At 64.4% G+C, this 22,062-nt stretch carries 16 protein-coding genes; 9 read left to right on the top strand and 7 right to left on the bottom strand.

Going from position 1 to position 22,062, the window contains the following annotated elements:
• The first annotated feature begins 445 nt into the window (after positions 1–445).
• From EV192_RS13520 to EV192_RS13550, 7 genes are all read left to right on the top strand, one after another.
• A complete protein-coding gene (locus tag EV192_RS13520) occupies positions 446–670 on the top strand; it encodes a response regulator transcription factor (protein WP_132114908.1) in 225 nt (74 codons plus the stop codon).
• A 75-nt stretch (positions 671–745) separates the two neighbouring features.
• Positions 746–1,108 (top strand): SH3 domain-containing protein, encoded by a 363-nt coding sequence (locus EV192_RS13525; RefSeq protein WP_132114910.1) that lies wholly within the window; start codon positions 746–748, stop codon positions 1,106–1,108.
• Between the two features lie 149 nt (positions 1,109–1,257).
• Positions 1,258–2,175 carry a hypothetical protein gene (locus tag EV192_RS13530; protein ID WP_132114912.1) on the top strand — a complete coding sequence of 306 codons (918 nt, stop codon included), beginning with the start codon at positions 1,258–1,260 and terminating at the stop codon, positions 2,173–2,175.
• Positions 2,156–3,511: a peptidoglycan-binding protein gene (locus tag EV192_RS13535; protein WP_132114914.1), complete on the top strand. Its 1,356-nt coding sequence runs from the start codon at positions 2,156–2,158 to the stop codon at positions 3,509–3,511. Before EV192_RS13530 ends, EV192_RS13535 begins: the two co-directional genes overlap by 20 nt.
• Positions 3,508–4,197 carry an ABC transporter ATP-binding protein gene (locus EV192_RS13540; RefSeq protein ID WP_132114916.1) on the top strand — a complete coding sequence of 230 codons (690 nt, stop codon included), beginning with the start codon at positions 3,508–3,510 and terminating at the stop codon, positions 4,195–4,197. The genes EV192_RS13535 and EV192_RS13540 overlap by 4 nt, the downstream gene beginning before the upstream one ends.
• Entirely contained in the window at positions 4,190–5,398 is a 1,209-nt protein-coding gene (locus EV192_RS13545) for an ABC transporter permease (protein ID WP_132114918.1), read from the top strand. The genes EV192_RS13540 and EV192_RS13545 overlap by 8 nt, the downstream gene beginning before the upstream one ends.
• 220 nt (positions 5,399–5,618) lie before the next feature.
• Positions 5,619–8,795: an SdrD B-like domain-containing protein gene (locus EV192_RS13550; RefSeq protein WP_132114920.1), complete on the top strand. Its 3,177-nt coding sequence runs from the start codon at positions 5,619–5,621 to the stop codon at positions 8,793–8,795.
• Between the two features lie 209 nt (positions 8,796–9,004).
• On the opposite strand, the gene EV192_RS13555 is transcribed toward EV192_RS13550, so the two are convergent.
• The 5 genes from EV192_RS13555 to EV192_RS13575 all read right to left on the bottom strand — a co-directional run bounded on the left by EV192_RS13555 (position 9,005) and on the right by EV192_RS13575 (position 16,914).
• Positions 9,005–9,505 carry a hypothetical protein gene (locus EV192_RS13555; RefSeq protein ID WP_132114922.1) on the bottom strand — a complete coding sequence of 167 codons (501 nt, stop codon included), beginning with the start codon at positions 9,503–9,505 and terminating at the stop codon, positions 9,005–9,007.
• A 927-nt stretch (positions 9,506–10,432) separates the two neighbouring features.
• Complete coding sequence (locus tag EV192_RS13560) at positions 10,433–10,933, bottom strand: hypothetical protein (protein WP_132114924.1); 501 nt, start codon at positions 10,931–10,933, stop codon at positions 10,433–10,435.
• A 37-nt stretch (positions 10,934–10,970) separates the two neighbouring features.
• Complete coding sequence (locus EV192_RS13565) at positions 10,971–11,534, bottom strand: hypothetical protein (RefSeq protein WP_132114926.1); 564 nt, start codon at positions 11,532–11,534, stop codon at positions 10,971–10,973.
• A gap of 311 nt (positions 11,535–11,845) precedes the next feature.
• Positions 11,846–14,770: an ATP-binding protein gene (locus EV192_RS13570; protein ID WP_132114928.1), complete on the bottom strand. Its 2,925-nt coding sequence runs from the start codon at positions 14,768–14,770 to the stop codon at positions 11,846–11,848.
• 89 nt (positions 14,771–14,859) lie between these two features.
• Positions 14,860–16,914: a hypothetical protein gene (locus EV192_RS13575; protein WP_132114930.1), complete on the bottom strand. Its 2,055-nt coding sequence runs from the start codon at positions 16,912–16,914 to the stop codon at positions 14,860–14,862.
• Positions 16,915–18,624: 1,710 nt separating this feature from the next.
• On the opposite strand from EV192_RS13575, the gene EV192_RS53765 reads away from it, so the two are divergent.
• Positions 18,625–18,858: a hypothetical protein gene (locus tag EV192_RS53765; protein WP_165960282.1), complete on the top strand. Its 234-nt coding sequence runs from the start codon at positions 18,625–18,627 to the stop codon at positions 18,856–18,858.
• A gap of 233 nt (positions 18,859–19,091) precedes the next feature.
• Here the strand turns inward: EV192_RS53765 and EV192_RS13585 are convergent, their stop codons facing one another.
• Together EV192_RS13585 and EV192_RS57345 are read right to left on the bottom strand one after the other, a co-directional pair.
• Positions 19,092–19,415: an immunity protein TriTu family protein gene (locus EV192_RS13585; protein ID WP_132114932.1), complete on the bottom strand. Its 324-nt coding sequence runs from the start codon at positions 19,413–19,415 to the stop codon at positions 19,092–19,094.
• Between the two features lie 13 nt (positions 19,416–19,428).
• Positions 19,429–19,803 (bottom strand): TreTu family toxin, encoded by a 375-nt coding sequence (locus EV192_RS57345; RefSeq protein ID WP_424923356.1) that lies wholly within the window; start codon positions 19,801–19,803, stop codon positions 19,429–19,431.
• Between the two features lie 1,618 nt (positions 19,804–21,421).
• On the opposite strand from EV192_RS57345, the gene EV192_RS13590 reads away from it, so the two are divergent.
• Positions 21,422–22,027, top strand: a complete 606-nt coding sequence (locus EV192_RS13590; RefSeq protein WP_243726803.1) for a hypothetical protein — start codon at positions 21,422–21,424, stop codon at positions 22,025–22,027.
• The last annotated feature ends 35 nt before the right edge of the window (positions 22,028–22,062 follow it).

Genomic DNA, 22,062 nt, shown 5'->3' on the forward strand with positions numbered 1-22,062 from the left:
CGCTGCCGGTGGAGCGGGCCGCGGACATCGGGCGGCAAACACTGCCCCGATGGGAACTCCCCACACTGCTCGGTGGCGGTCCCCAGCTACTGCTGAAAAGCAGCACCACCGTAGATGCGTCCGTCGTACTCAAAGCGTCTGTCGTCCGGAGAGGGAGAGTCGGGCAGGGCTTCCGTGATATGGACGCGGCACGAGTCTCCAGGACCACCCCGACCGCACAAACTCGACCAGGCGGGGAGACCTTGATCCACCACCTGGTTAACGCCGGGTCAACCAGGTGGTGTTCAAGTGATCGATCAGTGGTTTGACCACGCCGCTCGTCATTTCCATTGGCCTGCTGGCAACAAGATGACAGCGATTGTCATGATCGTTGTGCTAACCTCCTTCGTTGGCTGCCGGATGGCGAGGCCCCGGTCAGGCCTGGTTACCGTACGGGGGGTACGAAATGCCGACCAGTTCTGCGCTGATGCCGACAGATCGTGAGATCCAGGTTGTGCGGCTGGTCGCCGCGGGCCTGTCCAACGCACAGATCGGCGAACGTCTGTGGATTAGCGAACGAACCGCGAAACAACATGTCTCGAACCTGCGCCGGAAGCTTCGCGCCCGCGACCGGGCGCATCTGGTGTCCCTGTGCTATCAGGCAGGCTGGTTGCGCGTTGACTGTCCCTAGGGACGATGCGGGGTTCAGCGTCGGTCAATAGGCTTTGTGACGTCTCGGTTTCCGCGCAAGGAAAGGGGAACCTGCGTGAATCTGCCACGACGAATCATCACCGGCCTCGCGGCCTCGACCATGGCCGCCGGCCTGCTGGTCGGCACCGCCGAGGTCGCCGGTGCCGCCGCAAGCGGCGACTACACGGGCACCGGGGTGAATATCCGGACCGGCCCATTCACCAACCGCACTTCCAAAGGACAGGGGAATCCCGGTGACCGGCTGACCGCGACGTGCCTCGCGGTCAACGGAACCCCGGTCAACGGAAATACCGGCTGGTTCCGTCACACGAACAGCCGCACCGGCAGGTTCGGCTACAGTTCGGCCGAGTTCATCGGCATCTCGTCCGGGAGTTTCGATGTGAGGAACTTCCCCGACGCACCGTGCACGCCCGCATAGATCAACTTTTGTCGGTGGCCGCGACCGGTGCGCCCGGTCGCGGCCACGAGTATGCTCGCTCGCAGGCGCTACAGATTCGCTGATCTTTCCCAAGGGGGCAGACTTTGCCAAGACGCGCCGGTCCATTGACAGCGGGTGTGGTGTGCGCGATGGCGGTACTGCTGGCCGCCTGCGGAAATGGTGGCGGTGGTTCGGCGGAGGTGTCCGGTGGGTCGGATATTCCGGTTCCGCCGGTGAGCAGCGGCGCTACCGGCCCAATACCGCCGGCAGTTCTCGGCGTCGCCCAACTGCCGTTGAGCGTGTACAGCGGCACCAACGCGCAGAACGACATCCTGGACCGGGCTGTCGAACTGCTCACCCAGACGTGCATGCGCGGCAAGGGGTTCGACTACAAGGTCGTCGATCCCGCGTCGGGTGCGCAGAAGACCCTGGTGAAAGGCGACTACGGGATCACCGACAAAGCCCAGGCGGCGGTGAACGGCTACCGCGATCCCCATGTCGTCTCGGTGGACTCGTCGGGAAAGGTTCACACGCCACCAGGTGTTACCGCGGAGACCGGGCCCGCGGAGAGCCCGGACTACATGATCGCGCTTGAGGGCTCCGCGACTGGCCCGCTCTCCGACGGCCAGGGACGGATCAAGCGTGCTGGCTGCCGCAACGAGGCGCTGTTCACCATCCACGACTACGACAACACCCGCGCCAGGGCCGATCTGGACTTGCCGGGACGACTGGCGGACGAAGCCAACCAACGTGCCGCTCGACACCCCGAGGTGACAGCGGCGGTGAACGCGTGGAGTTCCTGTATGAAGGGCAAGGGCTACCGGTACTCCACACCGCAGGAACCGATGAACACCAAGTGGCCTGACAAGCCGTCCGCCGAGGAGATCGCCACGGCGCTCGCCGACATCTCGTGCAAGGAACAGACGGGCCTGGTGACCACCTGGGTCAACACGATCGTGGCGTACCAGCGGGAACTGATCGACCGCAGCGCCGCCACACTGGCCGAGCTGAAGAAGATCACCGACGAACAAGTCAAGCGGGCCGAGGATGTTCTGGCTGGGCGATAGGCGCAAGCGGAAAGGCGAGTCGGCGGGCCGCCGCAGGAAAGTGGTACTCGGCGTCGCGGCCGCCGCGGTGCTGCTGTCGGCCGGCGGGCTCGTGGGGGCGACGTTCGTCAAGTCGCCGACACAGCTCGCGGCCGAGCAGCAGGCACCCCCGCCGACGCTGCTGACCGCCACCGTGGTGGAACAGGTGGTTGGGGACACGCTTGTGTTGCGCGGCACAGTGACCGCGGCACAGGAGTTTCAAGTGACACCAGCCCCGTCCGGGGCAAACACCGCGGCTCCCGTGGTCACGGGCGTACGCAAGTCGACTGGTGACGAAGTGCGTGCCGGGGAAGTGATCGCCGAGGTGTCCGGCCGGCCGTTGGTCGCCCTGCACGGTGACACGCCGGCGTTCCGCGACCTGCGTCCGGGAAGTCACGGCGCCGATGTGCGGATGCTGCAACAGGCGTTGGCCGAACTCGGTTTCTCCAGCGGAGGCGACGAGGCCGGACAGTTCGGTGCCGGCACGAGGAAAGCGGTGCGCGGCTACTACGAGAAGCTTGGTTTCGACGTGCCGACAACGGGAGGTTCGAGCGGTGAGGACGCGTCCGCCCTGCAGTCCGCCAGCGACGCGGTCACCCAGGCCGAACGGCACCTCCGGGACCTGCGCGAAGCGGCGGCGGGCGGCCATCAGATCGACGACGCCGCCGAGGACCTGCGAGCGGCCCGCGCGCGCCTCGCCGACCTGGACGCCCACAGTGGACCGATGGTGCCCCGTTCCGAAGTGGTCTTCCTGCCCTCGTTCCCGGCCAGGATCGGCAAGTTCACCGGCAAGCTCGGCGCCGACGTCCAGGCTCCACTGGTCACCGTGTCGGCCGGCAGTCTCCAGGTGACCGGTCGGCTCGATCCCGCGGACCGGTCGCTTGTCCGGCAGGGCGTGCCCGCGGAGATCGACTCCGAGGCGGCCGGCTGGCACGGCACCGGGAAGGTGACCGGCATCGCCGAACAGGAACCCCAGGCACCCGCGCCCACCGGCCAACCCGGACCGGGCCAGAGTCCGCCCGACACCTCGCACCTGCCGGTCACGGTCGTGCCCGATTCGCCGCCGCCGCCCACCCTGATCGGCCAGGACGTCCGGCTGACGCTGCGGTTCGCCCAGACCTCGGGGCCGGTCCTGGCCGTCCCGCAGGCGGCGATCACATCGGCCGCGGACGGGCGGACCTATGTGACCAAGGTCGGGGTGGAGGGTGTTCGGAGCCGGGTGGAGGTGCGTGCCGGCGTGTCCGGCAACGGGCTGGTCGAGATCTCGCCGGTGAGCGGCGGTGTCGCCGCCGGTGACAAGGTGGTGATCGGGAGTTGACCGGCCCGGCGATCGCCTTGCGTGACGTCAGCCGGACCTATCCCGGGCCGCCTCCGGTGTCCGCGTTGCGGGCGTCCAGTCTCGTGGTCGGCCGTGGTGAGTACGTGGCGGTGGTGGGGCCGTCCGGTTCCGGCAAGTCGACACTGTTACACCTGCTCGGACTGCTCGACCGGCCGAGCGGGGGCACGTACCACCTCGATGGCGTCGACGTGGCCGGACTGTCCGAGAACGAGCGTGCGGCACTGAGAGGCCGCGCGATCGGCTTTGTGTTCCAGGCGTTCCACCTTCTGCCGCACCGCACTGCCACTGAGAACGTCGAGTTGGCGATGTTGTACAACGGCACACCACGAGCCGGCCGCCGGGCGCGGGCCCGCCAGGCCCTCGATCGGGTTGGGCTGTCACACCGGCTGACCGCGCTGCCGACGACGTTGTCCGGCGGGGAGAAGCAGCGGGTCGCGGTGGCGCGTGCGTTGGTCAACGAACCCACTTTGCTGCTGTGCGACGAGCCCACCGGCAACCTCGACACGGTGACCGCGGGCACCGTGCTCGACCTGGTGGACGGGCTGCACCGCGACGGCCTGACGATCATGGTGATCACACATGACGACAGCGTCGCCACGCGGGCCGGGCGGAAGGTCATGATCAGGGACGGCATGCTCGCCGAGATCGCCGGCGACGATGGCTAGGTTCGCGTTGCGGGACCTCGCCGCGGAGGCAGTCGCCGGCATCACCCAGCGGCCGGCCCGTTCGGTGCTTACCATGCTCGGCACCGTCCTTGGCACGGCGGCGTTCGTCGCCATCATCGGGTTGACCGCGACCTCGGCGGGCCAGATCGACAAGCGGTTCACCCTCCTCGGCGCGACCCAGGTGACCGTGGAAGACACCGCGGCGACTCAACGGGTGGATCCGCGACTCGACTTCCCCGAGGACGCTGACTCCCGGGTGGGCGGGCTCAACGGGGTGGTCGCCGCCGGCCGGTACTGGAAAGTGCCGCTCGCGGAGGGAACCGCCGTCAGTGCCCGGCCCAGAGTGTCCACTCGGGACGGTGAGCGGCTGGAGGTACTCGGGGTGTCACCGGGTGCGCTGCGCGCGGCCGGCACGACGACGTCGACCGGGGTGCTGTTCGACGAGTTCCACGAACGAAGAGCGGAAAGAGTCGCGTTGCTCGGCGCGGGAGCCGCCGGCAGGCTGGGTATCAGTCGTCTGGACGCGGCCCCGGCGGTGTTCGTCGGCGACGCCGCCTACACCGTGGTCGGCATCATCGCGGACGCCGAACGCCTGCCCCGACTGGGTCTGTCCGTGATCATCCCGGCGAGTACCGCCCTGCGCCGCTACGGTCCACCACCACCGGCAGACCCGGCGAAGATGCTGATCCAGACCCGGCTCGGCGCGGCCCAACAGGTCGCGCGCGAGGCACCGCTCGCCCTCCGGCCGGATCACCCCGACCTCCTCACAGCACTCGCCCCCGCCGACCCACGCTCACTCCGGGACGCGGTCACCCAAGACGTCAACAGCTTGTTCCTGCTGCTCGCCGGCCTCGCTCTCGTGGTCGGCGCTCTCGGCATCGCCAACACCACCCTGGTCTCGGTCATGGAGCGCACAACTGAGATCGGGATCCGCCGCTCACTGGGCGCCCGGCGGCGGCACATCGCCGCGCAGTTCATCGCCGAGTCCTCAGTACTGGGTGCGCTCGGCGGGCTTGTCGGGGCGAGCCTTGGCGTGATGACAGTCGTGCTTGTCGCGCTGTACCAACGATGGACGGCGGTACTGGACCCGCTTGCGGTCATCCCCGCGCCGGTGGTCGGGGCTGTCGTCGGCCTGCTGGCCGGGGTCTATCCCGCGCTGCGCGCGGCATCCATCGAGCCCGTCGACGCACTGCGCAGCTAGCAGAAAAGCTTGCCGAGTACACAGGTTGGCTGGCGCAGGAGGCGCGCAACTCCGTCGGGGCGTTGCCGCTGGTACCATCCTGTGGTCAAACCGGACGTCTGGGCGGCATGGGGGTTCTCACGCCCCGTCGGGGTGCCGTAAGCACAGACTTGGCATTTGGGGAGTGTCGTTGTCTGGAAGATCAATGCGCCGATTCGCCACGCGTCTCGGTGCGTTTTCCGTGGCTCTCATCCTGAGCGGCAGCCTGGCCGTAGGAACCGCCGCCGCGGACGAACCAACCACCACCGAACCCGCGCCACCGACCACCACGTCGACCAAGTCGACCCAACCACCACCAACCTCGGAAACCCCACCACCAGGGGAATCCAGCCCACCTCCGCCGACGTCTGCCGATCCGGCCCCACCAGCGCCGCCTTCGAGCACCAAGCCGGAACCGACGACGACAACGACTCCACCCGCGGACCCGTCCGGCGCCCCCGCCCCCGCCCCGGCGCCGCCGTCGAGCGGTTCGGCGGGTCCGGCGTCCGCGCGGGATGGCCTCGCCGACCTCAAGGTCTCGGCCGCTTTCACCGAACCGACCTACAAGGCCGGCGATTCGGCCACCATGCGGGTCACCATCAACAACACGGGTTCTGTCGCCGCGGAGGGGGTTCGCGCCTCGGGCGGCGGCGACCTGGATGTCCGGAGCGCCTGGGGTCCACTGGGGACGAAGCCCGGTGTCCGCGTCGAACCGAACACGGACTGGACGACTGAGCTGACTGGTCGCGTTCTCAAGACTGACAACGGAAAGGTGACGTTCTCTGTCAAGGTCACCGCGGACACAGGCGACGCCAACCCGGCCGACAACGCCACCTTCGTCGAGGTTCCGCTGACCCAGGCGACTGGTGTCTTCGGTGGTGCGATCGTCGCTGACATAGACGACAACGGCACGATCGATCCGGGCGAGGGACTCGGCGGGGTGACGATCACCCTCTCCGGCCACGGGCAGGAAGCCCGGACGAAGACGACCGATGCCCAGGGCCGGTTCGAGTTTCCCGACCTGCCGGTGGGGAACTACTTTGTCGACTACCGCACCGCGTCCTTCCCGTGGGTTGTCCCCGGCCTTTCCGGGAACGGGTTCGACAGTCTGACGATTGACGATTCCGGCAAGTACGCGAACGTCACGATCACGGCCATCCGCAGCCTGTTCAATACCCTGCGGGTGACCATGAAGTTCGACAAGTCCAACTACGCCCCCGAAGACACCGCGAAGGTCACGGTGACCCTGCGCAATACGAGCGCGCGCCCGCTTGCCGGCGTCGTCGCCCAGTGCTCGCATCGGCAGGATGGGCCGGAGCTGGTCGGAACCGGCTCCGGATGGGGTGATCTGGCTGCCGGGGCGCAGGGCGTGACGGTTCCGGCGAACGGGGTCAAGACCGTCCAGGTCACCGAGGCGGTGCCGGCCGCATCGCCACGGTACGGGTACGTCTCCGTCGCGTGCTCGTTCGGGCCGGCCAACTACCCGCTCCAGGCAAGGGTTTTCGGCAACGCGACGGCCACCGTGCTGGGCGTTCACGCGACCGGCGTCGGTGTGGTGGCCGAGGACTTGAACCACAACTTCCAGGTGGATCCCGGTGAGGAGCGGTCCGGGGTGACGGTCAGGGTCGCCGACCAGGACACCGGTGTGATTCTCGGCGAGGCCCGCACGGACGGCAGCGGTCGGTTCGCTGTTGAGAACCTGCAGGCCGGCGCGTACGAGTTGCGGATCGACGACCCGTGGAAGTGGCAGAACTCCTTTGTGGTGTTCTCCGTCGTGGCGGACACCCCGCCGCGTGTGCAGGAGCTCTTCGTCGAACCCCGGCATGGGCAGGAAGGCAAGCTGGCCAACCTGCGGGTGACCGCAGAGTTCGACAAGCAGGCGTACGAGTCCGGCGATCTGGTCCACGTCAAGATGACCGTCGCCAATGTCGGCGAGGCGGACGCCGACGAGGTGCGGATCTTCCACGAAAGTTTCTCGGACCCGACCTCGCTCGTGGTGGACGAGGCCAGCCTGGGCGATCTCGGCGCATTCGGCGGCGGAGGCCACATCGCGGCGGGAGCGACCAGGGTCGTCGATGTCACCGGAACCGTTCGGGCTCCGGACAGTGGCGTCGTCACCTTGTCGGGCCAGGCGTTCCTGAAAGGCAACGACAGGTACTTGCCGAACAACGTCTTCGACATCGAAGCGTCGGTCACGGTCACCACCGGTGACTACGCCGGCCGGATCTACGCCGACACGAACGGCAACGGGAAGTTCGATGACGGCGAGGGCCTGGGTGGGATCCTGATCCGCGTCTCGGGCGGTGTACCGCGCAAGTCGACCGATCAGGCCACGAAACCCGACGGCAGCTTCGCGTTCTCGGCGCTGAACACCGGGCAGTACTTCGTCGGATTCGAGGACCCGACGGGCAGATGGGTGCCGCTTGGCGAGAGCGGGAACGGGTTCGACAGCTTCCAGCTCGACAAGGCCGGTCACGTCGGTGTGCTCATCAAGGCCATACCGCCGCTGTCCGACTCGTTGGTGCCGACACTCGTGTTCACCAAGGATAGCTACGCGGAAGGGGAGAGCGCCCACCTGACAGTCACACTGGTGAACAAGGGCACGGTAGATCTCACCGGCGTCAAGGCGACCTGCGGATCCGAGGCGCCCAACGGCCTGATCGGTGGTCCCGGCTGGGGCGCGCTGGACAAGGCGGCCGAAGGGGTAACGGTCCCGGCCGGGACGACCCGGATCTTCGACGTGTCCGAAAAGGTGCCCGTGGGCAGCCGCGACGCCGGTGAGGTGTTCGCCGCCTGTAGCTTCGGAGCCCAGGGGCATCCGGCGGCCGGGCATCCGGTGGTCTTGGCGCGGGCAAGGGTTCCGGGTGCGATCGGCAGCGGCTCGGGGCGACTCACCCAGACGCTGAAGGGCGACGGATCGGAGTCCCCGAGGGCCGGTAACCCGATTCCGGACACCAAGGTGGTGCTGCTCGACGGCTTCACCCACCTGCCGGTGGCCAAGACCCGGACGGACTCCGACGGGAAGTTCTCGTTCAGCGGTCTGCCTGCTGGTCAGTACGAACTGGTCGTGGTCGGACCGTGGAAGTTCTTCGACGAGTTCGGGCAGTTCTTCTACGTCTCGGGATCGGGCTCCGACAATGGAGACATCCTCCTGGTGCCCGGCCCGGAGAAGGCTGACCCGTTCCCGGACACCCAGCAACCGGTGCCCGGTGAGCCGGCGAGTCCCGCTGCTCCGCAGCCGCAGGGATCCGTAGTTCCGGCTTCGGCTGGGTTGGCCTCGACCGGGGCGAACGTGACGGGCCTGACGGTGCTGAGCATGGTGCTGCTGTTGCTTGGGGTCGGCGTGGTGTTGGCCGGCCGAAGGAAGCAGGCGAGCTAGCGCCGGATCAGTGAGGTGAACGAAGTGGCCGGGATGATCAGCATCCCGGCCACCGGGTTCTTGGAACTCGGGATACTTCCTCGCGTTGGTTGTTGATATCGGTGCCGTCGGCTGTTACTCCGGACGCCTCTGATGTTGTTGCCGCGCACGGTGTTCCAGTCGGTGACGCGGTTCCAGTGGCTGAGGTCGATGCCGTAGCCAGTCAGGCTTCACTTGACCATCCGGGTGCTCGGCGACTTCTCCAACCGTGAGTACGCGTAGCCGCCTGTCAGCTTCCGATGGAAGCGTGGGTCGACCAGGCCGTTGTCGGTGGCGTTGTCGGTGCCAGTGCCGGGTGCGGGTGATGTCGGTCGATCGACTAGTCGTCGCGCTCGGGCTCCGTGGTCTCGTCGTTGAGTTGCAGTTGTACGCGCGTGGCTTCGTCGATGTGGCCGAGGGTGGCTGGCGTGTGAATGGCCCATCCGGTCGAGTGTGTCGGCCACTTCGTAGGCGGCACCAAGGTTGCGGTAGAGGATCAGCGCTTCGTGGTAGTGGCCGATGCCACGTCTGTGGTTGCCGGTCTGGTGTTCGATGAATCCCAGGCTGTCCAAAGTGTGTGTCATGCCGCCGGAACTGCGGTGGTTCCGGTGCAACGCGAGCGCGGCCTGGCAGTGGTCGCGCGCGGTGTCGTAGTCGGCGAGGCAGGGCGCGAGCCCTGCCTCGGTCGCCATGGTGGCGGTCCGCCAAGGCCACCGCTTTGCCCAGGTGCTGGATCGCTTCGTCGTGCTGCCGCATGGACCAGATGGGTTTTGAAGGGTTTGTGGAGCTGAGGGGATTCGAACCCCTGACCCCCACACTGCCAGTCCAGTTTGGACAGTGCCTCTGACCTGGCACTCCAGAGTATCGCCACGTCAGACACGTTGCAACCACTGCGATAGAGTGCAGTTCGCTACCGTAGCGTGCACGCCCAACGCACATCCCTGCTCCAGATTGCTCCACACACGTCCAGTATGAATCGGACATATCGTCATCACCAGTGTCTAGTGAACGCGAACTGGGCTGTCGCTCGTTCCCGCCGCGGCAGGTGCGTTGTGGACACCGAGGGCGTCACCGGCGTTGTGTTCGAACATGTAGGGACACTACGTCGCTACAACCCGTTCCAGCGCTTGCAGGAAAGCACTCACGCCCCGGCCGCTTGGGAAGACCTGCTTGTCACGTGGGCGAACGGAGTCGATAGCATTCGTCGCTGCGTGCGCGGCATGCCAGGTATCGACGACCAGCACGTCGACGCGTGCAGCCAGCGACGTCAGCGAGGCGGTGGCGACAGTGTCGGAGTTGGACTCGGCAGAACGCGGCGAACAGAGCATAGCCAGGCGTTTCGCGAGTGACTCTGCTTCGCCAGGCATAAGCGAGTAGAGCCCGATGCTTGCCGTCGAAGTGGCGCCACGGCGACTCGGGCTCGTCAACCCGCTGGTCGGACATGGCCACCGGGATCTCGCACTCAAACGTCCAAGTGGGTCGGGTCACCAAACGGCCCCACGGGTACAGACCACAATCCCCGAGGCCCATCACAAGGGACACAGTTCAACCGACGTTTTGCCGTAGCAGCGTCCGGTAAACCGAGTGACCGAGATGAGGAGCTGGTCAACAGATCCTGTTTAGGCTTGCCGGGCCGGCTTATCCCGGTCAAACCGAGTGATTGACCCCCAGTCGCCGAATTCCGGCACAGGCTCCCAGTTGATGTCAAGGTTAACGTCGCGATAGTCAGTAACAGTTCGCTCATGCGCCTTCTCGTCCGTTATCTCCCTACGAACCGTGCCGTCGACTTTGTAGGTGATCTCCTCAATCAGTTCCGATTCGTTTATTAGCCGAGCGCTGTCATCCCCGTACTGCCATCGAATAATGGACTTCAAGAACATCTTTTTATCAACCAGCCAAAACGTAAACGTTTGCCACTTTCGACGTTTCTCATCAAGAAAGTGAACCCCTATATGTTCCGGCCTTACAACCTCAACGATGGCATCAGGATCTTCAAGCGGACCCACAACAGCTGTGTACAACTCGCCGCTAACGTCATGGCGGCGAGCATCCGAAACCGAGAGCGGGTCGATCGGATTACTGGTCCAGTAATTCCATATGCGACAGTAGGAGACATGCATACGTTCACCTCTTCCTTGAATTAGAGTCACTCAGCTATTATAGCCTAGCTTCTCTAATCATAATTTGGAAGTCATCAAGTGCTCGCTTCTTGAAAACTTCCAATACTTCGCGATTCTTCTGTGACGGAATTTCAAGGACTTGAACGCCAGCCAAGTTCTTACCCACGTAATCTGGCAACTTTTTCAGATTACCCTCTGTACTCAAGATACGCATACTCGGGTTGTACTTTCGTCTAAGTTCCTGAAGGTAGCCCATCACCGTACTCTCCTTGATTTCGGAGAATTGGGTCTCCTTGCGAGAAACGATTTCTTTATTGGGCATGTATGAATCGACTTTATACCTCCGGCCTTTCGCGTCCGCGACGTAGACTTCGTTAGCTCCCCCGCGCTCCTTGTAATATGGTTCCCGGACTTCATTGAACGCTACGCCATCGCATATGCGATTCCACGCGGCGGCCGGGATTTTGTCAGGTCTCTTGTTGCGCATCGAGTCTGCCCGAGGTGTTGCGCTGCGCTGGTCACCGGTACTCGCCGCAGCCTCGCTAGAAGAGTCGGATTCTTCAATAGCGGGGCGAGCACCCCGTCTCAGCGCAACCTGCACTGGCCCCACGACAGGCGGGGCCGAACCTGTATCAACCTCCGATCTGCCCCCCTTACCACCCGACTCACGTCGCCTCTGCGCAACCTGCACTGGCCCCACGACAGGCGGGGCCGAACCTGTATCAACCTCCGATCTGCCCCCCTTACCACCCGACTCACGCGGCCGCGCAACCCGCGTCATCTGTTGGGCTGGGATGGGAGTTGTCAGGTCAGCTCCTCCACCTGTGGAACGTCTTGTCGGGCTTGTAGCGCCCCGAGGGGTCTTGGCGGTGCTGTCGACGGGCGTGGTAGTTGAGCCATCGGAAATTTCGCTCATGGGGCGTCAGAGCTCGCTGTATCGGGGTAGAGCAGTTCCTTGAAGTCCCAGTCAAGGTTGAGAAAGTCGATTGCGCGGGTTAGGCAGCTAACTGGCTCGGGGTCCGGGTCGAGTTTAGCTGCAGCTTTCTCGTAGTACGTGGGCGTCGTCCGGCCGCGGTACGTGGCCAGCGAGTTCTGTATGAGTTCCGGGAGCCTGCTAAGGGCCTCGAGTTGTTGCCTGCACGAGCCGTCCGGGAGGCGGAGTCCGCGTCGCTGCCAGTGTTCGGTGTCGGGATGCGGGTCGGGCGAATCGTCGGCCTCAACGAGGGCGGTGACGACGTCGAACCATCTGTACTGGCCGGCTTGCCAATGCGTCTCGGGTCTGTCGCCAGATAGGGGCTCGTTGGCGAGTAGGTGGCGGCACAGGGTTCTAAGGTGGCCAGCGAGGTCTTCGGGCTGGAAATACGACACGAGTCCTGGGTAGCGGGTGTCGACAGCGTCGTGGATGAGTTTGGCGATCGCGCAGTCGAGTGTGTGTTGGTCGTTGTCGGCTGTCAGTTGATCGAGCCATTGACGCTCGGGGTTGGGTTTGGGTTGACCGGTCAAGAGCGCGATGGTCGTGAGTTCGATCCACAGGATCAGCCGGGGGGTGTCGTCGATGAGGTGTTCTGCCTGGCCGATTTCTTCTCGTGTACACGGACGGGATGAGCAGGTGGCGGGGCAGGCGGGACTGCGGGGCTTGAGGATGCCGGGTGTGCGGTCGACATTGTGATCGGATTCCCGCGCGTGGCCCAAGGGCACTTGTGCGAGGAGGGGGTGGTCCATGCCGCCGGCGAACACGGCTGCTCGTCCGGGTGGGAGGGCGACGACATAGCGGGATTGCTCGTCGGTCAGATTCATGGTGGCGCCCACCAGGTCGCGGTCGTCGGCGGCGGGTAGGCGGTGCACGATCTTCAGGGCAGAGTTTTTCACCACGTCAGGGGTGATCTTGGTGGGGATCTGCTCGGCGACGATGATCCCTTCGCCGTAGGCGCGGACTTCGGCGAGCAGCGTCGCGAACAGTTCGACCGCATGTGCGGCTGGGCTGCCGGGCTCGACTTTCTTGAGCAGGCGGTGAGCTTCTTCGATCACGGTGACGTGGCGCAGGTACTCCGTGTTGTTGCCCTGGCCGTGCCAGACCGAGGAGTCCTTCCTGTCGTGCTTGCGTTGCTGGTGGCGTTGGCGCAGGTGTTCGTTGATGCGGATGAGGACGGCGCCGATGAGGAATGCTTGATCCTGGTCATTGCCGATGTCCTCCAGTTCGAGGACGGTGTTGCGGTTGAGCAGCTGGGCGAGGTCGAGGGCGTGGCCGCCGTGGAAGAACCGTCCGGGAGTGCCCAAGGTGAGGCTGCCGAGGCGGACGTCGATGAAGCCGCGCACGTTGTCGGTGATTTCTCGGCTGTAGCCGATGTTCTCGACCACATCGAGCGCGATGTCGCGCAGTTCACCGAGCGTCGGATAGCGCGGCGTGACGCCTGGTTTTCTCGGTTTGCCAAGGGCCGCGTCCCAGCCAAGGTCGCGGTAGGCGCGGTCGAGGGCGTGGCTGAGCACTTGTGGAAAGGGCTCGTAGGCGTCGAAGGCCGCCAGGAACAGGGCGCGCACGAGGTCGATGTGGGTTTGTAGCGGGAAGCCTGGTTCGGGTTCCAGTGGATTGAGGCATCCGGGAATGCTCGACGGGTCACCGGGCCGGATAGCGAGCACCGGTGGACTGATGTCGTGGAGGCGTCGGGCCATGCCGGCGTACTCGGCTTTCGCCGGTTCGATCACCAGCCATGGGACCGGGCGCGGCGATCGTGCCAACTGCTCGAGAACGGCCCGGACAGTCTGGGATTTACCCGAGCCAGTTGCCCCACACACGAAGGCGTGTCGGTTGAGGGTGTCGAAGCCGACACGGAGTGGTCCTGCGGGGAGGCCGTCATGATCGAGGACCTGTCCCAACAGGACGTCTTCCGTGTCCGTGGTGTGTTCCGGAGTGACGTCGAAGGTGGAACGTTCGACCAGCCGGATTCCCGGTATCTCGGTGGCCGGAATCTGCGCGAGGGTGGTCAGCAGATGCGGGTCAGCCAGGAACGGCACCTGCGTCACGCCATCCTGTTCAACCATGGCGTCGGCGGCGTTGGCCAGCCCATGGACCGGTTTGTGCGGGATGAGCGCGTAAGGGGTGCCACGGAAGTCTTGCCCGGCCACGAGCAGCCCGGCCACCGCAGCAGCCGAGGGCTCGTCTACACCTCCTGCCAGCAGCCGTACCCGCCACAGTCCGGTGGAGTGGCCGGCGCTGACTTCCCGGTAGCGGCGAGCGAGGCGTTCGGCCGTGATCAAGTCCTCGGGGTTTGAAGCGTGGTCGCGCGCGGTGCTTTCCTGATCGGCGAGCCATGCCGCTTCGTGGCTCATGTCTCCTGGCCGTACAGGATCGGCGAGCAACAGCCACGCGAACGGCCCATGCCAGGCGGCCAGCAGACTTTGTTCCAACCCTGCCAGGGGTTCCGCTCCGCCCTGTGCCAGGTCCGGATGTAGACCGGGCACCAGTGCGTCCACGACCCCGGCAACGGGCACCCACCAGGCAATCGCGCCCAGGTCGGCGCGTACGGCGTTGGACGTGATCGGTCGGCCACGTGCGCCAGGGGGAAACACCAGCGCTGCCGGATAGTCTTGCCCGGCTGAACTGGTGGACACAGCGACGGTCACCCGCGCGCCGAGCGCCTTCCGATACCAGGTGACCACAAGCGGTTCGCCACTCGCGAGACGCTGATGGTAGGCCGCGACGATGGAGGCATACCGCGCGTGGCCTAGATCAAGACGCGCCGCATGCGACCCGGGTGCGGCACCGTGTGTCGGCGGTTTGTACACCTCCTCGACCTGGCACAGGCACTCCATGGCATTCAGCCGACCAAACGGGTTCATCCCCGCTGCTGAACCCGACGGGACGCCGTCAGCGCCAGGGGTCACTGGTGCCCCATTCGCGCTGGCGGGTCCACTCGTCGTCGGGGTGTTCACCCTGGTGACCACATCTCGGTGGCCTTGATCGCGTCGCGTCTTCCGGCGGGATCGGCGTCCAGCATTGCGATTTCCGGGTTCAACTCCACCAGCCGTATGCTCTTCGGGCTGCCGTCACTGGTCGACTCCACCAGCAGCATCGCGTAGTCCGGCAGGTTCTTGATCACCTCGGGGTCGACACGGTGTTCATGCACCCGCTGCCGGGTCTCGGAATCCGACCAACTCTTGGTTGTCGCGTCCGAGACCGTGGTTCCCCAGCTACGTGTCCGATTCCACGACCGCGTGTCCGATTCACTCCATCCCTTGGTGCGCGACGTGTTCGAGGTCTTGGGCACCTTGGAGTTCCACGAGGCACCGCTGTTGTCACCCCGGGTGCGGGAGTGATTGGTACCCCGGCCGCGGGTCTCGCCGGAACTGTCGGTATAGCTCACGTTGTTGGCGATTGAGTGGGTGTCCTGCCCGCCAACGGTGGTGCATGTCTGGGATACCGTGAACTTGTACTCGCGGCCGATGTAGTCCGCCGCTCGTGTGGCTTGCTGTGGGTCGTTCAGGCGCATGAAGGCAATCTCGCCGCGGCCGGTCATCCTGGCGGTCGTCTCCTCGAACTTCCGGAACATCGCCACCAGACGCACGCCACGGCGCTCGCACAGGTCCGACAGGCGGTCCAAGTGCCGGGCGGCCAGGCGATCTGCCGCCGTGACCACAAGGGTGGGCACCGCGAGAGGATTGTCGATCACCTGCTGAGCTGCCCAACCGACCAACAAGTCGCTGAGAAAGTCGGTCTTGGCGCTGGTCCACTCACTGGACATCGACAGCACCCGCAACTGTCCCTCCAACGGGCTGACGTCACCGGTGCCCATTGCAGACAAGGGATTGGCCATCGCCTCCAGGTCCCGGAGGTTGGCCAAGACCTGGCGGCGGTATTCGTCCGAGAACGCCCTCCGCAGCGCCGAGCGCTCGGCGAGCGACAGCAACGTCTCGTCGGTGTCCCGCGCCCGCGCGTGCATCGCCACCCGCAGGGCCGCCGCGATACGCCCCATCGACAACCCACCCGGCGAGAGCACCGCGATGGTCGTGGTCAATAGCCCTTCGTCCACCCCACGTACACCGAGGTCCGCCTTCTCCTGGCCACCGTGTCGTGCCTCGACCAGAAGCTGGACCACCTGCTTGTCCGCCATCCCTGCCAGCAGGTCCACGTCCGCCAACTCGGTGGGAAGCAATCGGAAGGCCACTCTGTAACCGGCTTCCCTCGCTCCCTCAACCAACTCGCCCACCACGATGTCGCCGGTCAGATCCAGTACGGTCGTGGATCCACCACTCGCAAGAATCGACGCGCACATCACAGTCAGCAGCGCCTCGCACCCATAGGTGTTGTCGCCGACCACACTCACCCGAGTCACGCTGCGTGGCAGGCGTGCCGTGATCCAGTCCGAGATACTGGCCAGTCGCGATGTCTCGTTGTTCTCGAACTGTTCGCGTCTGGCGTCCCATTCCCTCGCTTGTTGCTCATGGCGTTGGTAGGACAGCCGCCACGAGCTGCTCACCACACTCGTGAGCCAACGCACGAGGCCGAGCCACGCTTTCCCGACCACGACAGCGGTAAGAACCGCCAGACCCGCTGCCCATAGCATCGTTATCCAGAACGACGATGCCGATCCATGGTGAAACCAGGCATACACCGACGCCACCAACCACCACAAAACACCGCCCACAAGAATGAGAGCGAACGTGACCCGCGAGATCAGCCGCGCATCGTCACTCCGACCACGCGCGTCCAACTGAACCCGCTCCAGTTGGCGATGAAGCGAGTCGCTGTCGTCGAGCACCTGTGGCGTGACCCCGCCGAGAAACCCACACGCCAACGGCAACAACGCGGCCGGCACCACAGTGCCCGCCGGCCGCATCGGCTCACCGTCCCAAACCGGTCGTTTCTCACCAAACGCCTGCCTCTGCGCTGTGCGATCGCTGAACCTCCAGCCCACCCGCTCCGGTCCGCGAAACAGCACCGGCCACGCAACCGATCCCACATCGTCTGACGACACCTGCCGCACCTCGCTCCCGAGACTACGAACATATAACTTGAACGCCGCTCCTTGACCAGATGGCCGAACCGGCAGTCCCGATCCCGCACAGCCTGTCCAATACAGAGCAGGGCGCAGCGACCTGCCGGACCACCACAAACGAACACATCTAAGGACAACTTCACCTCGGCGGCGACCGCCCCCACCTCGGACGGCGCCCGAGTCGTTTCAGATGGCACGAACTCCGCCGCCACTCAGCCAGACCCAGCAGCGCACGCACCAACCCCGACGAGTCCGCCCTCCATCCGACCATCCTGATCGGACGACCCACCACGGCCGCCCTGGCGTCCCTGGCAGATGCAATGCCGTGGCCTGCCCAAATACAGAAACAACGGGTGTCGATATGCTCGGACACACCTACTGTCGACAGTGACGCACCAGCCACGGCGAAGCCCTCCCCGTGAGTCCTGAACTGAACAAGAGTAGCGCTACACGCCGACACTCCACTGGGGATAAACCGTCGACCACCGCTTTCCTGGAAAACATCACCCATTCGGCCTCCGCGCATCGACAGAGAGTGGCATGCAACCAACCACCTAATGGGTTCCAGAAGTTCGCCTCACGGCGTGGGCCTGCACATCAATCTGCTGCAGACTCATGTTCGTTGATCAAGTCGCCGACATCCATCGGCACACGACGTGGCCGTTGACTTTGTCCACGAGACTTGTCTGTCGGCTGGTAAGCGAATCCGCATCTTGCGACTCTGGAGTCCACCGTGGCTTTGAGGGAACGGCCTCAGGTTGACAGCAGCGGGTAGTCCACGAACACGCGATCAGTGCCGACGCAGATAGACCGTCCGGACCAGCGACAAGAACGGCCTGACAGAAACTGGTTGCCGCACAACAGGGTCATGGATCCTGGCCCTTCGGCCCACAAGACGTACGGCAAAGGTTGATGACAGCAAAGGTTGATGACGGCCGCCGTCGCTGAGACGACAGTCGCTGAAAGTGCGGCACCGCTTACCGGATCCGCTGCCCAGCCGGCCGCGAATCCTACCGTCAATGCGGGACCGAGCATCATGCACAGCACGCGCCGTCTGGCTTTCCCTGAACTTGGCCCGGTGCTCTGACTGTCCACTGTTGACGCCCCTAGTCAGCCGATTCGGTGTTGTATCCCGACCGTAAGGCTGCTCTGCCACAAGGAACAAGGGAACTGCCGATACGCGGACAACCCCGGAATTCCGCATGGAGTCCATGGACGGCGTGGACGAGGTAGCGCCGTGTATGGTCGCGCCGGGCACCCGATGTCACTGTGTGGTCTCAGGACTTGCTTGACGTTTTGTCGTCGGGAGACGCTTGACGTGTTCTCGGGTTGACTCCAACTCCTGTGACGTGAAGTCGGGTGATGGGTTTGAGGTTGCGGCGGGGGCGGACGGCGATCTCTTCCTCGCCGTGCAGGACCCGTAGGTGGGTGTCCTCGATGACGACGGTGACCAGTTTGCCGCGGTGGCGGGGTCCGCGATGGCCTGGCCGCCGCGCAGAATCCCCACCGTGGCCGACAGAACCCGGCGAGGCAACGGCCAAGCGGGTGAACACGCGGGCCGCGGAACCCTCCCCAGTGAGTACTGGGCGCGCGAAGGATCGAAGCAGCCAGTGGTCTTCACCGAGTCTCCGCAGCACAGCTGGCGGTCGCTGAAAGCCACCAGCGCGCGGCGGCCGGAATGACGGTCGGCGAGCAGACGTGGCGGGAGTCGGGCTGGGCGCCCCGGCCGACATCGACCAGCTCCAACGCCGAATCACCGAGCTGGAACAGCAGGTCGTCGAACTACACGGCAAAGTCGCGGAACGCGATCAGGAACTCGACACCGCACGCACCGCCAATCGCGAGCTGATCACCACCTCAACAGACGAACCTGACCGCACCAACCGAGCAGATCAGGCGTATGCCGAGCCAGGCATGTCCCCGCCGAGGTGAAGATCTACACCGAAATCATCCGCCATGGCTCGTCCCATTATCTATAGTCGTCAACGGCGCGGAACGCGTCGGCCAAGTTACACAGGCGCCGTGCTTGATTCCGCATCATCAGCGGCGAGTGTCACCCGCGCCGACTGAAAAAAGTCACCACCGGCTACCTCGGACGCTCCTCCGACCTCCATCTGCATCGCTCGAATTCTACCGACTTGGCCGACAAATTCTGCGAGTACTACCTACGCAGGCCACAACCGATCTACCCCATTCCAAGTCAGCAGTTTACGTAACCATCCCCAGAGTTCGTCGAGCGACCTAATTTCACCAACATCCAAAATCATGTCGTCAGAACCAACGGATCCTAGTGTTATCTCAATCTCACCCGTTTCCCACAGAATGATCTGACCTACTCGATCTTCTGAATCGATGTCCACCCTGACAGAGCGGTTACTACTCTGACTAGACGACGACCTACCAAGCTCTACGGAAAGTCCTTGGTCTGCCATAAATTGGCCATTTTGAGCAAACCAGGCTTCCAGCGAATCCAACATAATCATTTCCATTGGAATCACTCTATTACGATCCGGACGTTTGCGTACCCTCAGGAAGCTCCGGCAACGGAAGACCTTTATTTGCATTGAGACGACCACCAGGGCTGTTCGGCCCATGGATTGATCTCCAGGCGTCTGTGCCACCCGGCATCAAAGTGCCCGCCGGAACATCAAATTCGACATACATGTCACCCTTGGGGGCAGCTCTATGAGCGGTCGGATCCGACGGAAACGCGACTCGTGACACCCCACCCTCGCCTCCTTGTACACATCCAGTGGCAACCATCTTCTCATACTCGGCCGGACACATCCATCTGCCCACCGTCGCCATCTCCATATTCCCGCCAGCAACGTTGGCCCCTCCACACCGCGGATCCGCGTTGTGGACAAGAATTGGCATGCCGTTTGCGACAACGTAGTACGTGTGCAACACGTCGACGTTAAGGTTGTGGACACGTTCGTAGGCGGCCCATTTGCGGATTTCGGTGACTTGGACCTTGGTGCGGCTGCGGTTTGTAGGAGGCTACCGATCTTGAGTTCGCCTGCGGTCGCCCATTTGTGGAGTTCGGGAGACCAGAAGGGATAGTTGTCGGTGGCGGTGAGGGTGCCGGTTGGTTGCCGGTTGGGCCGTCTATGTCGATGGTGAGTTGGACCAGGTTTTTGAGACCGTCACCGACCAGCGGGGTGATGACGAGCTCGGGTTCGGTTCTGCCAGTTTCCGGGTCGGTCGCGAGGACCATGTCGCCGGGTTGCAGTTTCTCGATTGGCTTGTAGGTGCCGTTCGCCATGAGAACTTGCGTTCCAGGATCCGGTTCCCAGGTCGGGTCGTTTGTGCACGGTCGCACGATGGCGCGAACAGCGGGCACGGACACCCGCTGCAGCGTACGCGGGTTGGCGTCACATCGGTTACCCTCCTTCAGGTTTCACGTGATCGACCTATATGGACGCTTCGCCGTCGCGGAGTTGTCAATGTCGGTGTCCATGACGGTGGCGAAGTAGACCCGTGTGGCGCAACGATTCCCACCTCTGCGCAACCACTCTCTACACGAGACGGCGGTCTTGTTTTTCCTGGATCCGCTTGACTTCGCATACCGAGGGAAGCGTCCATGGTTGTGTGATCCAACCAAGACTGTATGTCTGAGACCCTGCGAGGTGACAGTGGTGCTGGCCAGCAACCGTAATCGAGGCATCCACGGCGTCGACGACCCGTGGAACGCGGATGGGTTCTACGCCGCTCGCGCGTTCAAGGCCCGCCGTAAGAGTGGTAAGAGCGGTAAGCGCATGTGGAGGCGCATCCTCCGTAAGACTGAAGAGCGACACTGGCGGCGGGAGAATCGTTGCCGCAGAGGTCGACACCGGCGAGCGTTCAGCGGGTGATGAACCGGGACGCGATCGTCGACGTTGCTTGACGCCCACCGTAGGAACGTTCATGGGATGTGCCGGTTCCATCACGGAGAACGGGCGCTACCGCAAACCGTGACGTACAAGAGATGTCGAACTGATCATGCGGGGAGTTGACCGATGACTCGCAACCGGCACTGTTGTTGTCCGGAGACCCGCGTCGTGTGCGGCGAGAGGGTAGGCACGCCACGCGACGATGCCGCTTTATGGCATGAACCGCCTCAACCAGACTGGACACCACAACCACAACCACACCAGAAGCTAGCTGTTCTTCCCGACCACGTTTCATCGTGCTGGCTGCGTCCGCGTGGCGCGCCGCCCGAGAAGACTCTTCGAGCAGACTAACAGTGACGGAGACGAAGCCTGCACCTTCTGTGGGTCAATCAACCGTGTGACCGCGACTCATTCCCGAGTTTGGTGGCACAACGGAGCATCACGAGCGTCAACTACCGATGGTGATCACCGCAACCATCTACACGAGACAGTCATATTGTGCCGACGATGCTTGACTTCACCGACCGAAGGAAGCGTCCATAGTCGTGTAGCCCGAACACACCGGCAGCGCACCGGGGGCCACACCCGCCCCGGCCGGGGCATGACCACCCACCGATCACCACATGCGAATCGAGGGAAACGTCATGCCCAGCAAGACCCGTACCCGCACAACCCGCACCACCGCGACGACCGGCACCGCCCGTGCCCTGCGGCCGGTACCCGACCAGCCAACCACCACAGCGGTTCGCACCGACACCGAAGACAAGCTGTGGGCAGCGTTGCACGCCCACCCCCACAACACCGCCCCCTTCCTGGCAGGAACAGCACGTATCGGGAGGTCGACCGCGCAGAAAATCCTCGCCCACTGGGCGGACGACGGCAGCGTCACCCGCACCCCCGGAATCGCCGAAGGCGGACGGCGCGCCGCCGACGTGTGGGCGATCGCCAAGGTCGACGCCACCGACGCGGCCGTCGACGCCGTACCCGAGAAGACCGAACCGGCAGACGCCGCACCCGCCAGCACCGAGGCGGCCACATCCGCTGACGGTGCCCCGCCCAACAACGCCATGCAGACGGCCAGCGGCGACGGCAAGGACGGCAAGTCGGACCGGCTGGTACCCGGTGCGCTGCGCGGGATGGTCGAGGACCACCTGCGCGACCACCCGGTCAGGAGTTCGGTCCCACCACGATCGCCAAGACCCTGGGCGGGAAATCGTCGGGAGCGGTGAGCAACGCGCTGGACAAGCTGCTCGAGGACGGTGTC

Source organism: Actinocrispum wychmicini, from assembly GCF_004345645.1.
In the GTDB taxonomy this organism is placed as follows: domain Bacteria; phylum Actinomycetota; class Actinomycetes; order Mycobacteriales; family Pseudonocardiaceae; genus Kibdelosporangium; species Kibdelosporangium wychmicini.